This is a genomic window from Micromonospora rhizosphaerae (assembly GCF_900091465.1).
Classification (GTDB): Bacteria; Actinomycetota; Actinomycetes; order Mycobacteriales; family Micromonosporaceae; genus Micromonospora; species Micromonospora rhizosphaerae.
Genome location: NZ_FMHV01000002.1, coordinates 1,333,840 through 1,346,362 on the forward strand (window position 1 = coordinate 1,333,840; position 12,523 = coordinate 1,346,362).

The 12,523-nt window shown below is 68.0% G+C and carries 14 protein-coding genes and 4 pseudogenes; 9 read left to right on the plus strand and 9 right to left on the minus strand.

Features of this window, described 5'->3' with window-relative positions; translation table 11 throughout:
• Position 1: 1 nt before the first annotated feature.
• The gene (locus GA0070624_RS06465) at positions 2–703 is read left to right on the plus strand and encodes an IS3 family transposase (RefSeq protein ID WP_091337525.1); all 702 of its coding nucleotides are present in this window, start codon (positions 2–4) and stop codon (positions 701–703) included.
• On the opposite strand, the gene GA0070624_RS06470 is transcribed toward GA0070624_RS06465, so the two are convergent.
• Positions 600–2,000 carry an IS30 family transposase gene (locus GA0070624_RS06470; protein WP_091337528.1) on the minus strand — a complete coding sequence of 467 codons (1,401 nt, stop codon included), beginning with the start codon at positions 1,998–2,000 and terminating at the stop codon, positions 600–602. The genes GA0070624_RS06465 and GA0070624_RS06470 overlap by 104 nt on opposite strands.
• Positions 2,001–2,050: 50 nt before the next feature.
• Here GA0070624_RS06470 and GA0070624_RS06475 point away from each other — a divergent pair.
• Positions 2,051–2,332: pseudogene (locus tag GA0070624_RS06475) on the plus strand (integrase core domain-containing protein); the annotation flags it as partial.
• Between the two features lie 300 nt (positions 2,333–2,632).
• Positions 2,633–3,391 carry a GNAT family N-acetyltransferase gene (locus GA0070624_RS36770; RefSeq protein WP_425413540.1) on the plus strand — a complete coding sequence of 253 codons (759 nt, stop codon included), beginning with the start codon at positions 2,633–2,635 and terminating at the stop codon, positions 3,389–3,391.
• Between the two features lie 251 nt (positions 3,392–3,642).
• Here GA0070624_RS36770 and GA0070624_RS06480 read toward each other — a convergent pair whose 3' ends face one another.
• The gene (locus tag GA0070624_RS06480) at positions 3,643–4,086 is read right to left on the minus strand and encodes a hypothetical protein (protein ID WP_091337533.1); all 444 of its coding nucleotides are present in this window, start codon (positions 4,084–4,086) and stop codon (positions 3,643–3,645) included.
• Positions 4,086–4,490 (minus strand): hypothetical protein, encoded by a 405-nt coding sequence (locus GA0070624_RS06485; RefSeq protein WP_091337535.1) that lies wholly within the window; start codon positions 4,488–4,490, stop codon positions 4,086–4,088. Before GA0070624_RS06485 ends, GA0070624_RS06480 begins: the two co-directional genes overlap by 1 nt.
• 128 nt (positions 4,491–4,618) lie before the next feature.
• Between GA0070624_RS06485 and GA0070624_RS06490 the strand changes: the two genes are divergently transcribed.
• Entirely contained in the window at positions 4,619–4,975 is a 357-nt protein-coding gene (locus GA0070624_RS06490; RefSeq protein WP_091337537.1) for a hypothetical protein, read from the plus strand.
• 90 nt (positions 4,976–5,065) lie between these two features.
• A pseudogene (locus GA0070624_RS36580) lies at positions 5,066–5,221 on the plus strand (GNAT family N-acetyltransferase); the annotation flags it as partial.
• A 119-nt stretch (positions 5,222–5,340) separates the two neighbouring features.
• On the opposite strand, the gene GA0070624_RS34595 reads toward GA0070624_RS36580, so the two are convergent.
• Positions 5,341–5,619: an LLM class flavin-dependent oxidoreductase gene (locus GA0070624_RS34595; RefSeq protein ID WP_176731608.1), complete on the minus strand. Its 279-nt coding sequence runs from the start codon at positions 5,617–5,619 to the stop codon at positions 5,341–5,343.
• A 262-nt stretch (positions 5,620–5,881) separates the two neighbouring features.
• Between GA0070624_RS34595 and GA0070624_RS06505 the strand changes: the two genes are divergently transcribed.
• The gene (locus GA0070624_RS06505; protein ID WP_245718683.1) at positions 5,882–6,391 is read left to right on the plus strand and encodes a hypothetical protein; all 510 of its coding nucleotides are present in this window, start codon (positions 5,882–5,884) and stop codon (positions 6,389–6,391) included.
• Positions 6,392–6,410: 19 nt separating this feature from the next.
• Here the strand turns inward: GA0070624_RS06505 and GA0070624_RS06510 are convergent, their stop codons facing one another.
• Positions 6,411–6,905: a flavin reductase family protein gene (locus GA0070624_RS06510; protein WP_091337543.1), complete on the minus strand. Its 495-nt coding sequence runs from the start codon at positions 6,903–6,905 to the stop codon at positions 6,411–6,413.
• A gap of 147 nt (positions 6,906–7,052) precedes the next feature.
• Between GA0070624_RS06510 and GA0070624_RS06515 the strand changes: the two genes are divergently transcribed.
• Positions 7,053–8,333, plus strand: a complete 1,281-nt coding sequence (locus GA0070624_RS06515; protein ID WP_141714944.1) for an acyltransferase family protein — start codon at positions 7,053–7,055, stop codon at positions 8,331–8,333.
• A gap of 318 nt (positions 8,334–8,651) precedes the next feature.
• Here the strand turns inward: GA0070624_RS06515 and GA0070624_RS06520 are convergent.
• The 4 genes and pseudogenes from GA0070624_RS06520 to GA0070624_RS06535 form a co-directional block, all read right to left on the minus strand.
• A pseudogene (locus tag GA0070624_RS06520) lies at positions 8,652–9,098 on the minus strand (SRPBCC family protein); the annotation flags it as partial.
• A gap of 185 nt (positions 9,099–9,283) precedes the next feature.
• Positions 9,284–9,526 (minus strand): annotated as a pseudogene (locus GA0070624_RS06525) (DUF4190 domain-containing protein); the annotation flags it as partial.
• 217 nt (positions 9,527–9,743) lie between these two features.
• On the minus strand, positions 9,744–10,439 hold the full coding sequence (locus tag GA0070624_RS06530) for a hypothetical protein (protein ID WP_091337550.1): 696 nt from the start codon (positions 10,437–10,439) through the stop codon (positions 9,744–9,746).
• 247 nt (positions 10,440–10,686) lie between these two features.
• On the minus strand, positions 10,687–11,304 hold the full coding sequence (locus tag GA0070624_RS06535) for a pyridoxamine 5'-phosphate oxidase family protein (protein ID WP_091337552.1): 618 nt from the start codon (positions 11,302–11,304) through the stop codon (positions 10,687–10,689).
• Between the two features lie 167 nt (positions 11,305–11,471).
• Between GA0070624_RS06535 and GA0070624_RS06540 the strand changes: the two genes are divergently transcribed.
• Together GA0070624_RS06540 and GA0070624_RS06545 are read left to right on the plus strand one after the other, a co-directional pair.
• A complete protein-coding gene (locus GA0070624_RS06540; protein WP_091337554.1) occupies positions 11,472–11,978 on the plus strand; it encodes a DUF2231 domain-containing protein in 507 nt (168 codons plus the stop codon).
• The gene (locus GA0070624_RS06545) at positions 11,975–12,523 is read left to right on the plus strand and encodes an Hsp20/alpha crystallin family protein (protein ID WP_091337557.1); all 549 of its coding nucleotides are present in this window, start codon (positions 11,975–11,977) and stop codon (positions 12,521–12,523) included. The genes GA0070624_RS06540 and GA0070624_RS06545 overlap by 4 nt, the downstream gene beginning before the upstream one ends.

Consider the following 12,523-nt stretch of genomic DNA (forward strand, 5'->3'; position numbering starts at 1 on the left):
GGTGCGGTGCGCGCTGATCGACGCGGAGAAGGCCACCTACCCGGTCGCGTGGATGTGCCGGATGCTGCGCGTGCCCCGCTCGACGTTCTACGCCTGGCGTAACCGGGCCGAGACCGCGACCACGGCCCGCCGGCGGCAGCTGGCCGAGCAGGTACGGCGGGTGTTCGACGCCTCGCGGGGCACCTACGGGTGCCGGCGGGTGACCGCGGCGCTCAACCGCGAGGGCATCGCCTGCAGCGTCGGGCTGGTCGCCGACCTGATGCGTGAACTCGGCTTGCAGGCCTGCCAGCCACGCGCCTACAAGCGCACCACCGTGCCCGGCCAGCAGCCGGTCTCCAGCCCCGACCTGATCGCCCGCGAGTTCACCGCCGTCCAGCCCGGCACCCGGCTCGTCGGCGACATCACCTACCTGCGCACCGGGCAGGGCTGGCTGTATCTGGCCACCGTCATCGACCTGGCCACCCGCATGGTCGTCGGCTGGCAGACCGCCGACCACATGCGCGCCAGCCTCGTCATCGACGCCCTCGCCATGGCGAAACGACACGGACATCTACGCCCCGGCGCCGTGTTCCACAGCGATCGCGGCTGTCAAGGCGGATTCAATCGGTCGTCGCAACACTGGGTTGTTGGAGCGATCGTAGGTGTTCGTCGAGGGCTTCGGCTGGGGTCTTCCAGTCGAGGGTTTTCCGGGGTCGGCTGTTGAGGGCGTGGGCGACGGCGTTGATCTCGTCGGCGCTCCATCTGGACAGGTCGGTGCCTTTCGGGAAGTACTGCCGCAGCAGCCCGTTGGTGTTCTCGTTGGTGCCGCGTTGCCAGGGGCTGTGGGGGTCGGCGAAGAACACCGGGACGCCGGTTTCGACCGTGAAGCGTGCGTGCGCAGACAACTCCTTGCCGCGGTCCCACGTCAGCGATCTGCGGAGCTGCTCGGGCAGTTGGGTGATTGTCGCGGCGAGGGCTTTGCTCATCGTGATCGCCCCATAGCCGGCGAGAGCCGGCCCGTTCTTCGTCCGCGGGATCACACCCCAGCCGTCCTCACGAGGCAGGTGGATCAGCATCGTGAACCTCGTCGTCCGCTCGACCAGTGTCCCGATCGCGGAACGCTGCAAACCGATGATCAGATCCCCTTCCCAGTGCCCGGGCACGGCACGGTCCGCGACTTCAGCGGGACGTTCACTGATCAGCGTGTCGCTGGTGACGTGCGCCCACGCGCGTTGCTTCGCGCGTGCCCGGGGAACGCGAAGCGCCCGCCCGGTCCGCAAGCAGGTGACGAGTTCGCGCTTGAGGGCGCCGCGGCTCTGGACGTAGAGCGCCTGGTAGATCGCCTCGTGGCTGATGCGCATCGACTCATCCTCCGGGAACTCGGCCCTGAGCCTGCGGGAGATCTGCTCCGGGCTCCATCCGATAGTCCATGCCCGATCACCACGGTGAGGCTTGTTGCGGCCCTTCCACTGCGGGCCCTGCGGCCCAGCGACCAGTCGGCCGCCCGCTGTCCGGATCGCACCCGCAAGCCGTTGCTGGACGTACTCTCGAAGCCGCTCATTGGCCAGCAGCTTCGCGGTCTTCGGCCGGCGGGCTCGACGCTCAGCATGCCACTGCGCAGTCGAAGCCTTGTAATCCAGGCGGTACGTCCTGGTCGAGGCGTTGCGCCGCAACTCCCGCGAGATCGTCGACGGGTCCCGGCCGAGCTGGCGTGCGATCTCGCGGACGCCCATGCCTTGCGCCCGCGACAGAGCGATGTCTTCGCGCTCGCTGAACGACAGATAGCGGCCCGACACCCTCGGCGGCAACGCAGGATTCACGCCGCCAGCGTGCCGGAACCACCGGAACCCGACCGGCGAGGACACGCCCGCCGCCGCGGCCGCGTCCTCGGTCATCACACCGCGACTGATCGCAGCCCAGAACCTGACCCGGTCCTCACGCCACGCCACCGTCGGCCGTCCCGGCGAAGGAATCTGACCCCGATACTCCCGAACCCGCTTCTGCCCCAGCCCATACGCCATCGCTTCACCTCTCCGACAAGGTGTTGCGACGACCAGTTGAATCCGCCCAATACACCTCGGCCGAGTTCGCCCGGTTCTGCACCGCCAACAAGATACGCACCAGCGTCGGACGCACCGGCGTCTGCTGGGACAACGCCGCCGCGGAATCGTTCTTCGCCACCCTCAAAAACGAGATGTACCACCGGCGACGCTTCGACACCCGCGCCCGCGCCAGCTTCGCCGTCGCCGAATACATCGAAATCTTCTACAACCGCCAGCGCCTGCACTCAGCGCTCGACTACCGCACCCCAGCCGAAGCCCTCACCGAATCCCAGACCCGCATCGCAGCCTGACCAGCAAACCCACGAGGCACTGTCCAAGATCCTTGACACAGCCCACTCGATCCGGGCTAGAACTTGCGTGCCATCCACGTGCCATTAGTCCCACCACATGCTTGACAGTGAATCCTCCCAGGACATGCTTGATGGCCGGCCTAGATACCCGAGTCGTCATCAGCCTGGCAAGCTGTCGCCGTGGATCGTTCGGACCTCGACGTCAGAGACGCTGTCGAGGGGGACCGCCTGGCGCAGCTGATGGAGCTGTTCGCCTCGGAATGGTGGACCGCAGAGCGGAGCCCAGACGACGTGACGGCGATGTTGACGGCCTCCGATCTGGTCTTCGCCCTGGTCCAGCGGTCAGCCGATCGGCTCGTGGGGTTCGCCCGGGTTCTCACGGATGGCGTCTACCTGGCAGTCGTACTCGACGTGATCGTTGCGTCGCATGCCCGAGACTCGGGTGTGGGCCGCATGCTGCTCGACGCGATCGTCAACGACCCCCCGGTTGACCCAGGTGCGCAGCATCGAGCTTGTCTGCCAGCCCGAGCTCTTGCCGTTCTACCGACGATGGGGCTTCACGGAGGAAGTCGGACGATCGCAGTTGATGCGACGGTCCTCCGACCCGCTCCTGGCATCCCCACGCCGGTAGCAATGGCGAGACGATCATGTCCAGTGCGGTGTCCACTAACGTTCACCAGGTTTGCGGTGGGTGTTGTGGATCCTCGCCGTTCGGGCGAGCGACTCCCCACTGGGTGGTGTGGCGGGCCTCCGCGGGCCAACCGATCCTCGCGCCGCCCGGGGTGGGCGGCGGGGGTCACGCCGGGACCGGCCGGCACCGGGCAGTCGTCGCAGCCGGCCGACGGTTGTCCAAGCAAGATAGGCAACTGCCGTGACGGTGAGAGCCGTGAGCAGGACCTGTATGGACCACGGGGTAACCCATGCGATCCTCAGAACAGTGAGGGCGGTGTGATGACGCGAGGTTTCGGGGACGGTGACTTCCCATTCGTAGTTTTCGTCCGGATCCGTGGTCAGTACCTGCCACCGTGTGCTGACGGGCGAGCCGTGCACCGGTCCTGAAGCGATCAGACCCACCCGGCTCCAGTGCCCCACGCACCGACTTTGCTGCCTCTCCAACTGGTCGTAGGTGACGTAGCAGTGGTCCACTGCGACCCGAGCGGGCGTCGGTATGACGCCCGCTGCGTAGGCCACCGCGACTACGGCTGCGACGAGCCCGATCCGCGAGGCCGCTCGCCTTACGGTCGGAGGGATGAGAGTGACTGGCATCATGCCCTCTCTCAGTTCCGGCAGGGCTTCCCGGGGAAGTCCGCTCAGCCCAACTGTGCCGCGTCCGGGCCCTCGCCCCAGATGTTCATGATCGTCCAGCGTGTTAGCCCGTAGACCAGCGTCCAGCCGACCGGCGTCAGGTAGGACGCCACGATGACGAATGCTGCGACAGTGCCGGCTCCGATCCGGTCCCGCAGTGCCTGCTCTCCCTCGTCCCTCAGCGCGCGCCGGCCCCGCCAGGCAAGAAACGCTGCGAACAGCGGGGCCAGCCAGGCCACCGCCATGGCGAGCATGGTGAACCAGGCGAACGGATGAGCCAGGGAGCCGCGCACCGACTGCCCCTCACCCAGCGGCGCGTACACCATGTCGTACACGCTGTTGCTGTTCCCGCCGTGCGGCCCGCCTAGGAGCCCGAAGAGGAAGATGAAAACCGCGAGCCCGAAAGCCCACACCAGGGCCAGCTGTGTGCGCCACAGTCCGTTCGTCATCAGTCCAGCACCCAGTTCAGCAGCAGCCGGCCCGGCGGCAGCAGTGTGAAGACGAGGAAGGCCAGCGTGAGCCCGGCCGCCCCGAACACCCAGCGCCGCAGCGCGTCGGACATCTCCCGACGCCACCTGGCCAGCGAGGTGAACGACATCAGCAGGAAGAGGACCGCGGTCATCGGTCCCACAATCGTGATGACCATGGCTGGAATCAGCAGCACCAACATCGGCCCGCCGAATACGTCGCCGGGCGCCTGGCATCCGGTCGTCAGCGAGCAGTGATCGGTCCCTTGGAAGGTGAACCTCACAAGGTAGGGGACGACCGCGCCCGCCAGATAGAGCGCAACCATCGAAAGCTGCCCGACCACGAGCAACCGCGCCGCGACGAAACGGGATCCCGGCTGTGACACGCCCGAAGCATACGGTCCGTGGATCTCCAGAACCAGTACGAGCGTGCGGGGTCAGGTCGCTGCTTTCAGGCGTTCGCGCGTGCCACCGGCAGGTGCCGCTCGTCGTGGTGGTGCCATACCCTGCAGCCATGGAGGCGCTGGACGTAGGTTTCGCCGTCGGCGCCGGCGTCGTTGCCGGCCTGAACGTCGCCGTCGGTGTTGCGATGCTGGTGCGCAGCCGCCACCAGCCCGGGGCGATTCGCTGGCGAGGGCAGCGCCTGGTCGCACCGCGGCTCTTTGCCTGCCTCCATCTGTGCCTCGGGCTGTTCTTCGCCACCATGGCCCTCAGCGATGTCCTCTTCGAGCCTAGAAGCAAGGGCGATGACCTCATGTTCCTCGTAGGAACGGTGTTCGCCGCTGCGGGCATCGTCTCCAGCGTCATGTGGTTGATCCTGTGGTTCCACGGGCGGAGTAGAACAGCGCAGCATCCGACGGCACAACAATGATGGACGGCCTGAAAGCGGTCTTGGGAATTTACGGATAAGAAGGACCACACGCCTACTCGAGGAACCAGCATCATTATCTGCCGCAGGGATTGGCTCCACGACATCAGTGTGGGAGAGCCCTACCGGCGATCCGGGTATGGGAGAGCGATCCTTGCGGCCGTAGAGGCGGTGGCACGGGAAGGGGGTGCGACTCGGCTTGGGCTTAACGTGTTCGGCCATGACGCGCCCGCGATCTCGCTGTTCCAGCCACCATGTCGCGCCCGGCTTCGCGTAGCCGCGGACCATTGCCCCGTCCGACGGCCGGGACGAGCCGACCAGCGCGACCGCCCCCGTCCCACCGCATTCCCCGAGGTACGGCGCGGCTGTTACCGCCGATCCAGACTGGTACCCGTGGCCGCTGCACCGGGAGGCGCCCGCGTCACCCCGTTTACCCGGTAGTGCTGCCGGCGGTGGTGGACCGGGGAGCCCGACCAGAGCGCGGAGAGAACGGTCAGCGCCTCGTCGAGTCGCTCGGCGCGCACCCGTGCCGACGAATCCTCGCCGTACGCGTCGAACTCGGCTGGTACCCCACCTGGGCCGACGCCGAGCACCACGCGCACCACCAGCGACGGCTCGGCCAACTCCCCGAGGATCGCAATGTTCACGCCGCGATCATGACCTGAGCCTTCTCTTGATGCTCGCTTTGAAGCAAGGCCGCCAACAGCGCGGGCGGCAGCGGTAGCGTCGAATTGTCTGACGTGGTGATACCGGCGGATCGCACGGAGTTCGACAACACCACCTAGCTGAACCAGTGACCACCGTGACAAACGTGATATCCGTGATCACTCCGGTGCACCCGCCCAGTGTGCCGCACCTGGTGGACGCCTACGAATCGCTTGCGTCCCAGGAGATGCCAGCAGGTTGGGCATGGCAGTGGGTCGTGCAGGAGGATGGCCGGATTGGAGCGGCTTCGGCAGTACTGCCAGAGGACCCGCGCATATCCGCCGACACGGGACGGAAGGGGGGCGCCGGGACTACCCGCAATATGGCGCTTGCGCGTGCAACGGCTCGACGGTCGGATGGGAACGCGCGGACCCGCCCGAAGGTCAGTTCACCCGCACCCACATCCTGAACTACTTCCAGCAGAACAACTACCGGCTGCCGGTCCACCCCGCCACACTGTGCATCCGCAGGCAACTGGTGCTGGCGCTCGGCGGCTGGACGGCTCTTCCTGGTGGCGAGGACACTGGTCTGCTGCTCGGCGCGTCCGTGATCGCCGATGGCTACTTCATCGGCGAACCCGGCCTGCTCTACCGCAGGCATCCGGACCAGATCACCGGCCAGGCCGACTGGACCAAGCCGAGCGAGTGGATGCCTCGGATGCGTCTCATCGAGGCTCGCGCTCTCGCGCTCCAGGACCTCTGGGAACAGCGATAACCATCGAGCCGCATGGGTTCTAGGCCGGGTGGCCGGCACGAAGGTGCCTGACGGCGGAGTACATCAGCGGTGGCGGGTCCGGCTCCCCTGCAGCCCACATCGGTTCGAGCAGGAATCCGGTGTGATTGCCCCACGCAGTCCGGTCGAGGATCCTGCCGACGAACCGGCGTGGGCAGTTGCCGATGATCGGCACACCGGACGGGTCCGGTTGCCAGGTGCACTGGGCGAACTTGTCCACCTCGTCGCCGGTCCGGGTGCCGAACAGCTCAGCTAGTTCGCGCTGGTCGTCGGCCAGGCCGTGGACGGCCAGGAGCTCAGCCGCCATGGCGACGCGGTAAGTGTGGTTGTTCTGGGAGAGCCAGACCACGAACCGGTCGGGTTCGATGCTGCACTGCGAGGCAAATCCCACCAGGCAGCCCGCACGCTCACCAGACCGCGGATGGACGGTAGTGACGATGAACATCGGGCTGTCCAGCCCGGTCAGGAACGAATCGAGGCCACCGCGCTCGCCCATGAGTGCCTCCTCCGAAAGGTGTCGCCGTCGTAAGTACGACATATACCGGAGGTGGTTAGCCAAATTCGCGCGCGCAGCAGGACCAGCGCCGGTTGCGGGGTCGGGGAGGCCCCCCGGTGGCGTGGACCGGCCGCTAGGGTGGCCGCCGTGCCTGCCGAATCTCCCGCTCTCACATACAGCCGCACCGGAGCAACCCCCCGCGTCACCGTCAGCGGTGACCGGATCCGTGTGGTGGACGGCCTACGGCTTCTCGCCGCGCTTATGGTCGTCGCCTACCATTACATCGCCTTCGGCGGAGGCTGGGCCGCGCCGGTGCAGGACGTGTTTCCGACGGCACACCTGCCCGCCGCGTACGGCTGGCTCGGTGTGGAGCTGTTCTTCCTCATCAGCGGTTTCGTCATCTGCATGAGCTGCTGGGGTCGGTCGCTCGGCGAGTTCTTCACGTCACGGGTCGCTCGCCTCTTCCCGGCCTACCTCTTCGCCGTTCTCGCCACGACCGCGATCGTGTTCCTCGTGCCGGGAGGGATCGGTCCGAAGCCCGTCCGCGACGTCCTGGTCAACCTCACCATGCTCCAGCAGCCGCTCAATGCAAAGGACGTCGATGCCGTCTACTGGACGCTGTGGGCTGAGATCCGTTTTTATCTGCTCTTCGCGCTCGTGGTGTGGCGGGGCCTGACGTACCGCCGCGCGGTCATGTTCTGCTTCCTCTGGGCGGCCGCGGCGATGATCATGACCAAGTACGACGACAGCCCGCTGAAGCAGTTGCTCATGCCGGACATCTGCTGGTACTTCATCGCCGGGATCGCCTTCTTCCTGATGTACCGGTTCCGTCCCACAGCGCTACTGGTCGGCATCGTGGCCGGGTGCTTCCTCGCCGCCCAACGATTCGCCCTCATCAAGCAGGGCCGCGCGGAGCGGAACATCGGCTATGACGTCCCGGACTGGCCCGTCCTCGTCCTTGTCGTCGCCTTCTTCCTCATCATGGCGCTGGTCGCGACCGGCCGCTTGTCCTGGGTGCGATGGCGATGGCTTCCGGTTGCTGGTGCTCTCACGTATCCCCTCTACCTCCTGCACGAATACATCGGCTGGGAGGTGATCCGGGTCCTCGAGGGCATGGTTCCTCCCACTCTGTTGCTGCTGGGTCTCGTCGCCGCCATGCTTTTCATTGCATGGATGGTGCACCGGCTGATCGAGCGGCCCGGTATGCGGTGGGTGCGCGCGACGCTTCGTAGCGCGCTGGCAGAAGTCCGCCAGGCGCCCCTGGCTGAAGAGGGCAGAGCACGGTTCTTCCTCCCTCGACCGCTCGCCGGCAATGAGGAGTCCCGCCCTACTGTCAACGACCCGCAGCGCGCCGACTGGCCGACCGAGGTGCAGCTTTCGAAGCTCGACCGCCCGGACCCGGATGCGATGTCGGTTGGCCCGCGATAGGAGGACTAGGCGGGGCGCCTGGAGCGTCAACCCGGCGAACATCGACGACCAATCCGTCTCCCTGCCGGGGATCCTCGGTATGCCAGCCGGCGTACGCCGCCCGGCCTAGTGGGGATCTCAAGCGGCCCGGCGGGCGCGGCCCAGGATGTGGGCCGCGCCCGCCGGGCCTTTCGGCAGGGAGGACGTGCGTCAGAAGTTGCGGCGCGGGTCGGCCGGATCGGCCGGGAAAGCCGTGCCGGAGACGCCGGCCTTGCCGTCGTCACCCATCGAGGAGGCAGCGTACTCCACGCCGGGCGTGCCGAGGGTACGACCCTCGTGGATCGTGCCGCGCCAGGCGCCCGTCTCGACGCCCCGGCCCTCGATGTACGACTTGAACTTCTCCAAGTCCGCCTCGGCGCGCTTCTCCACGATGTGCAGCTTGTCGCCGGCGTTCTCGACCAGCCCCTCGGGCTCGTACTCCAGCGAGAGCCGGACCTGGGTGCGGTCGGTGTCGACCGGCTGGAAGTAGACGGCGCCGGCGTTGGTCGCGCCGTCGGTGGCCGCCCAGGCGACCTTCCGATCCGGCACCTGCTCCAGGATCTTGGCGTCCCACTCGCGCTTCACGCCCGCGATCTCGGCGACCCAGTGCATCCGCTTGTCGTCGAGCTGGCGCACCTCCTCGACGCCCCCCATGAACCGGGGGAACTCCTCGAACTGCGTCCACTGGTTGTACGCGGTGCTCACCGGAACGTTGACTTCGATGGTCTTCTCGACCTTGGTGGTCATCAGCACTCCTCATCCTTGTCGTCTTCAGGAGGGCTCTCCTCGGTCATCAGAGTTCCTACCCGGAGAAAGAGCGCCTAACCACAAGGACCCGTGCACAAGGGACGGGCCCGCGTCGAGTCTCCTCGATCACGGGCCCCCGACGACCGGATCCCTCTCCTGCCCCTCGGCGCACTGCCGACGTGGGATCAGCCGGCGGTGTTGCCGGAGTTGGCGGCAAGGATCAACACGAACACGAACATGAGGATGCCGAGAATCGTGAAGATGTAGCTCAGCACGAGGCCGGCGGTGGCCAGTCCGCCGCCCTGCTCGCCGGTCTGCCGGATCTGCCTCTTGGCGATGTGACCGAGAACGATACCGACCGGGGCGAAGACGAAGGCGAACACCAGGGACAGGATCGCCATGACGTTGGTGCCGCGGACCTGGGGCGCCGGGGCGGCGGCGGTCTGCGGGTGCTCCGCGTACGACGGCTGACTCATCGGACCCTCCAAAGTGAATCGCTGAAGAGCTTCCTGATATCCAGCCCGTCACCTGCATAAACATGATGATCGATGGGGCGCGCGGCGGATCCGGCTGGAGGAGACCGTCGGATGACGTGCCGGAGGCCCAGGTCAACGCTGACCTGGGCCTCCGTTCGTACGAGGAAGCTCAACCGTCCTCGCGGTCCGGGCTCTCCAGCCGGAAGAAGTTGCTCTGCCTCTCGTCGGAGCGTTCCTCCTGGTAGATGAAGTTGAGCCGGCGCTCGTCGAAGGCGCGGAACCACTCCTCCCAGCCGATCTCCCGCAGCCGCTGCTCGCGGCCGTTGGCCGGGAAGTCGAAGCGCAGCACCCCGGGGTGCCCGTCGTGTTCGCTGCCGTCGACCGTGCAGGGCACGCCCTTGCGCGCCTCGGCCCACCGCCGGATCACGTCGTGGTCGGTGGTGACCAGGCTGCGCCCAGCGCGCTCCGGCTCGTCGTCGACCGAGGTGATCTCCTGGGAGTACTTCACCGACCTGGAGCTGTGCGCGCCGGTGCGGATGCCGCCCTTGGTCGTTGACCGGCTAGCGCCTGTTGACCGGCTAGCGCCTGTTGACCGGCTAGCGCCTGTTGACCGGCCGGCGCCTGCGGAGGTGCTCTTCTTCGCACCGTCGCCCATGCTCTTGACCAAGGCCTTGACCAGGTCGTCCTTACGCATGTCGGCGGTGTCGGTGACACCGCGCCGGCGAAGCCGGTCGCGCAGCTCGTCCACCTTGAGCCGGGCGATCTCGCTCTCGTTGATGTCGGGGGTGTTCGGGGTCTGGTTGCCCGGCGGGTTCTTGGTCGCGGTCGAGCCGCTGCCGCGCCCCGAGTTGCTCTTCGTGGGCATCGAACATCATCCTTCCTCGACCCGTGTCCAGGGGTTACAGCGCCGCATGACGCGGTGGGCCGTCCCTTGATCTGTACCCTCAGCCGACCGCCCAAACGTCAGGCGTCCTCCGTCGGCAGGTCGTGCAGGGTGCGTACCGGGGAGAAGGCCACCCAGAGCAGGCCGCCGAGCGCCCCGGCCGTGGCGATCCAGAGCGCCGGTCGGACCCCGATGCAGCGAACGACCAGACCGGATCGGGACCGGTGGATCAGGCGTAGATGGTCTTGACGTACTCCGGGCCGTAGTGGCGTTCCAGCTCCGCCAGGCTCTCCGCCGGCGCCTCGACCTCCTTGATCAGCTGGGCGCGGGACGGCAGCACGTCCGGCCGCCAGGTCTCCGGCTGCCACAGCTGGGACCGGAGGAACGCCTTCGCGCAGTGGTAGAAGATCTGCTCGATCTCCACCACCACGGCCAGCACCGGCCGGTGCCCCTTGACCACCATGTGGTCGAAGAACGGCGCGTCCCGCACCAGCCGGGCCCGGCCGTTGATCCGCAGCGTGTCGGTGCGGCCCGGGATCAGGTAGATCAGCCCGACGTGCGGGTTGTCGAGGATGTTGCGGTAGCCGTCCGCGCGGCGGTTGCCCGGCCGCTCGGGGATGGCGATGGTCCGGTCGTCCAGCACCAGCGTGAAGCCGGGCGGGTCGCCCTTCGGCGAGACGTCGCAGCTGCCGTCCGCGCCCGCGGTGGCGACCAGGCAGAACGGCGAGGCGGCGAGCCACTGCCGGTCCCGTTCGTGCAGCGCGGTCCGCTCCTTGGCGACCGCCCGGGGCATCGGCGTCCCCAGCAGCTCGCGCAGTTCCTCGTGCGAAGTGATCTCCGCCGTCACGTGATCCTCTCCCGTCCGTTGAGCCGGGTGGCGGCCGGTGCCAGAGCAGTGGCCCGGACTTCGCCACCGCCAGCCTAGGAGAGCGCGTCGAACGCGAGGTTTGCCCACAGGTCCGTGGGGTACCGCCTCACACGCAGCGCGCCGGATGTGACCGATGGAGGCCGGAGATGGAGAGCCGACTGAAGCTGCTCGGTCACCCCGTGCACCCGATGCTGGTGATGTTCCCGGTGGCGCTCCTGGTCACCGCGGTGATCTTCGACATCGTGGACACGGTCGGTGGGCCGGACTTCCTCGGCGAGGTGGCGTACTGGAACATCACCGTCGGGCTGATCGGCGGCCTGCTGGCCGCGGCGGCCGGCGCCGTCGACCTGCTCGCCATCCCCACCGGCACCCGCGCCAAGCGGGTGGGGCTCACCCACGCCGCCGCCAACCTCGCGGTGATCCTGCTCTTCGCCGCGGTCTGGGTGGTCCGGCTCAACGCCGACTCCCGGGCCGCCGGGGGCGCCCTGATCGCCATCGAGGTGGTCGCCGTGGCGATCCTCGGCGTCAGCGCCTGGCTCGGCGGTGAGCTGGTCGACCGGCTCGGCGTCGGCGTCGACCCGGAGGCCGGCCTGGACGCGCCCAGCTCGCTGCGACCCCCCGCGGCGACCCAGCGGATCGGAGAGGTGCGATGACGGAACAGTCCAGAGGTGGTGGCTTCGGCCGTGTCTGGCGCGGCCGGCAGCAGGGCTGGGACCCGATGGGCGAGCTGCAGTCGCTGCGCTCGGAGCTGAGCCGCCTGGTCGGTGGCCGCGCCGGCGCGCCAGAGGTCGACCTCACCGAGGCCGCCGACGGGTGGGAGGTGATCGTCCGGCTGCCCGGGGTGGCGCCGGAGGAGGTGGCCGTCGAACTGAACGACCGGGAACTCTGCGTCCGGGCCCGCTCGGAGGCCGAGGTCAACGCCGACCAGGGCATCCCCGGTGGGTTCGAGACGCGGGGCTTCGAGTACCGGATCGACCTGCCGTCCCGGGTGGACCCGGACCGGATCGACGCGGTGATGGACCACGGCCTGCTGCGAGTCCGGCTACCCCGGGCGACCCGGCCGGCGCCGCGTACGATCACCGTCGGCCGCGCCGGCCCCCGACCCGCCCGCCCCGGTACGCCCAGGCTCGCCGACCCGGCCGCCGACCGGGAGATGCACCACCCGGACACCACGGCCGACGAGATCGACCGGCTGTAG

Bases quoted from the DNA above. Each gene is read 5' to 3' on its own strand.
- GA0070624_RS06470 (WP_091337528.1), bottom strand. From the start codon at position 2,000: ATGGCGTATGGGCTGGGGCAGAAGCGGGTTCGGGAGTATCGGGGTCAG.
- GA0070624_RS36770 (WP_425413540.1), top strand. From the start codon at position 2,633: ATGTTGACGGCCTCCGATCTGGTCTTCGCCCTGGTCCAGCGGTCAGCC.
- GA0070624_RS06480 (WP_091337533.1), bottom strand. From the start codon at position 4,086: ATGACGAACGGACTGTGGCGCACACAGCTGGCCCTGGTGTGGGCTTTC.
- GA0070624_RS06490 (WP_091337537.1), top strand. From the start codon at position 4,619: ATGGAGGCGCTGGACGTAGGTTTCGCCGTCGGCGCCGGCGTCGTTGCC.
- GA0070624_RS06505 (WP_245718683.1), top strand. From the start codon at position 5,882: ATGGCAGTGGGTCGTGCAGGAGGATGGCCGGATTGGAGCGGCTTCGGC.
- GA0070624_RS06510 (WP_091337543.1), bottom strand. From the start codon at position 6,905: ATGGGCGAGCGCGGTGGCCTCGATTCGTTCCTGACCGGGCTGGACAGC.
- GA0070624_RS06530 (WP_091337550.1), bottom strand. From the start codon at position 10,439: ATGCCCACGAAGAGCAACTCGGGGCGCGGCAGCGGCTCGACCGCGACC.
- GA0070624_RS06540 (WP_091337554.1), top strand. From the start codon at position 11,472: ATGGAGAGCCGACTGAAGCTGCTCGGTCACCCCGTGCACCCGATGCTG.
- GA0070624_RS06545 (WP_091337557.1), top strand. From the start codon at position 11,975: ATGACGGAACAGTCCAGAGGTGGTGGCTTCGGCCGTGTCTGGCGCGGC.